The sequence below is a fragment of the Promineifilum sp. (SeqCode) genome (genome assembly GCF_041918635.1).
GTDB lineage: Bacteria > Chloroflexota > Anaerolineae > Promineifilales > Promineifilaceae > Promineifilum.
The window spans coordinates 1-2,939 of record NZ_JAYRVJ010000574.1 but is presented as its reverse complement, the minus strand read 5'-3'; the positions used below and the strand labels follow the sequence as shown (position 1 = coordinate 2,939).

Here is a 2,939-nt window from a genome sequence, read left to right as displayed (position 1 = left end):
GATAGTCCCGGTCGCTTGCAAAAGCCGGTCGGCCAGGGTGGATTTGCCGTGGTCGATGTGGGCGATAATGCAAAAATTGCGAATCCTGCTTTGATCCATGGGGCAAGTATAGCAGAATGGTAGGAGGATGACGCGCTTTTGCGGGCAGGGGAGCGGGGGTGCAAGGGAGCAGGGGAGAAAGGCATGCGTTCGTCTTCTCCTCTGCACCCCCGCTCCCCTGCTCCCCCGCGCTCAGAACAACACCACCCGAGGAGACAAGTCATGTCCGAACATGCCCACGACCCCAACCCTCTACCTCCAACAGACGATCCAGCTATACACATCGTGACTCCAACGGGCAGGACGCTCGTCACCGTCGCAGACTTGCGCGCCCTCCCGGCGCGAACCCTGCCCAACAGCTACATCGTTAGCACCGGGCACGGCGCGAGCGGGCCATTCGTCTTCGCGGGCGCGACGTTGGAGGAGGTTATCGCGCGCTACGCCGGCGGCTCCTGGACGGCGGCGACGGTCGTCAGCGCTGACGGCTTCGGCACGCGGGTGACGGCTGGGGAGTGGCGCGACTCGTCGCGGCCGATTCTGCTGGCCTACGCCATCGACGGCCGCCCCCTGACCCGCGCCGCCGGGCTGGTGCGCCTCATCGTCCCGACCGAAACCGACGAGGCCCTGCGGCAGATCAAATGGGTGGAAGCGATCAGACTGGAATGAACGAATCATGGCTGTGACGGGTACACATGGATCTCACTCCGTCCTTATCCGTCACATCTGTGGAAATCCGCGGTTAATTTATGACAACCTGATCAATCAGTGTGTCGAGATCGGATGAGAGGGCATCAGGTCGGAGGTGAGTCAGGAATTCGACGTTGCCGTCTGTGCCCTGGATGGAAGATCGCACCAGCCCGGCTACACCCCACCCTCCGGCCGCCGCCCAGTTGAGCATCCCCGCCAACACGGCCCGATGGACGGCCGGGTCGCGCACAATGCCGCCCTTGCCGACCGACTCCGGGCCGGCCTCGAACTGCGGCTTAATGAGCGCCACTACGTCGGCCTCCGCGGCCAACCACTTCCGCGCCGCCGGCAGGATGAGCCGCAGTGAGATGAACGACACGTCAATGACGACCAGTTCGACCGGCTCCGGCAGCGTTTCCAGATAGCGGGCGTTGACCCGTTCCATGACGACAACCCGCTCATCCTGGCGCAGCTTCCAGTCGAGTTGGCCCTGACCGACGTCGATGGCATAGACGCGGGCCGCGCCACGCTGGAGCAGCACGTCGGTGAAGCCGCCGGTACATGCGCCCACGTCGGCGCACACCCGGCCGGCCACGGCCACACCAAAGGCATCCAGCGCCCCGGCCAATTTGAAGCCGCCGCGGCTGACGTAGGGCAGCGGCGCGGCAACCTCGAGCCGGGCGTCCAGCGGCACGGGCATGCCCGCCTTGTCCACCCGTTCGCCGTTCACACGCACCTCGCCGGCCATAATGGTGGCCCGCGCCCGCGCCCGCGTTTCCACCAGTCCGCGATCGACCAGCAGCTTGTCCAGCCGTTCCTTCCCTTTCGTCATGAGAGGAATTATCCGCAGATTTCGCCGATTGAGTAAGAAGCTCACGCAAAGGGCGCAAAGAAAGCCAAGAACGCCAAGTGAACTCTTCTTTGCGCTCTTTTCTTCCTTTGCGCTCTTTGCGTGAGCCTCTGCTAATCTGTCTGGAGCCGCTCCTGCCAATCGGCCAGCGCGTCGGCCAGCGATTGGCGTAGCGGGATTTCGGGGCGCCAGCCGGTGTCGGCCTCCAGCTTGGCATAACTGCCATAGAGGCAGGGTGTGTCGCTGGGATTGACGCGCGCCGAGTCTGTCTGCACGTCCACCCGGACACCGGCCAATTCGATGAGTGTCTCCAGCAGATGGCGCACGCTCACCGAGCGGCCGGAGCAGATGAGATACCCCTCGCCCGGCCGGCCCGCTTCGGCCAGCCGGACGTAGGCAGCCGCCACGTCGCGCACGTCGGTGAAGTCGCGCTCCGGCTCCAGGTTGCCGACGCGCATGACCGGCTCGGCGCGCCCCAGGCTGATGGCCGCCAACTGGCTGGCGAAGTCGGGCACGACGAAGCCAGGGGCCTGGCGCGGGCCGATGTGGTTGAACGGCCGCGCCTCGACCACCGGCAGGCCATAGCGCGCCCAGTAGACGCGGCCCAGTTCACCCGCGGCCAGCTTGCTGACGCCATAGGGATGGCGCGGCCGGGCCGGGGTGGCCTCGGTCAGCGGCATGTCGGCCGGCGACAGCGGCCCGTAAATCTCGGCGCTGGTCACCACAACCACGCGCGGGCGACCAAACGCCACCGCTGCCCGCAGCAGGTTGGCCGTGCCGCCGGCGTTGACGGCCAGCGTCAGGGCCGGGTCATCCCACGAGCGGGCCGGATACGCCTGGCCGGCCAGGTGAAAGATCCAGTCCGGCCGGGCGGCGGCGACGGCCGCGGCCAGCCTATCCGGGTCGAGCAGGTCGCCGGTCACGGGCTGGACGCGCTCGTGAGCGGGCAAGCCCTGGTGGCTGGTGGCTTCGTGGACGAGGGCGAGGACGTGATGTCCGCCGGCAAGCAGGTGGTCAACGAGATGGGAGCCGGCGAAGCCGGTGGCCCCGGTGATGAAAACGCGCATAAGGACTCCGACTGATTGGCTTCGCGGCCGGGCGCGAAACCGGTTCGATAGCCAATTATAACGGCCCGCCGGCCACGGGCTAAGAGACGGATGTAGAAAAACGGCGCGCGGGCCGCCGTTCCGTATAATTCCCTCCGGGAAGTCATGTTCAAACCGCTCCGACACCCTCCGCGACCGGCGTTTGGCATGGGCCTGCGCCTGCTCGCCCTGGCCGCGCTGCTCAGCCTGCTCCAGCCCGCGCCGACGCTGGTCACGTTCGGGCCTCGGCAAGAGGTACAGACGAGTCAGCCCATCCT

At 66.6% G+C, this 2,939-nt stretch carries 4 protein-coding genes; 1 reads left to right on the top strand and 3 read right to left on the bottom strand.

Annotation, left to right across the window (positions count from 1 at the left end):
- The coding region (locus ACE3UY_RS17160) for a GTP-binding protein (protein WP_374688714.1) at positions 1 to 129 on the bottom strand (129 nt) is incomplete at its 3' end.
- A gap of 132 nt (positions 130 to 261) precedes the next feature.
- Here ACE3UY_RS17160 and ACE3UY_RS17155 point away from each other — a divergent pair.
- Positions 262 to 705, top strand: a complete 444-nt coding sequence (locus ACE3UY_RS17155) for a molybdopterin-dependent oxidoreductase (protein ID WP_374688713.1) — start codon at positions 262 to 264, stop codon at positions 703 to 705.
- 73 nt (positions 706 to 778) lie between these two features.
- Here ACE3UY_RS17155 and ACE3UY_RS17150 read toward each other — a convergent pair whose 3' ends face one another.
- Together ACE3UY_RS17150 and ACE3UY_RS17145 are read right to left on the bottom strand one after the other, a co-directional pair.
- A complete protein-coding gene (locus ACE3UY_RS17150; RefSeq protein WP_374688712.1) occupies positions 779 to 1,558 on the bottom strand; it encodes a TlyA family RNA methyltransferase in 780 nt (259 codons plus the stop codon).
- 131 nt (positions 1,559 to 1,689) lie between these two features.
- On the bottom strand, positions 1,690 to 2,643 hold the full coding sequence (locus ACE3UY_RS17145; protein ID WP_374688711.1) for a GDP-mannose 4,6-dehydratase: 954 nt from the start codon (positions 2,641 to 2,643) through the stop codon (positions 1,690 to 1,692).
- Positions 2,644 to 2,939: the final 296 nt, after the last annotated feature.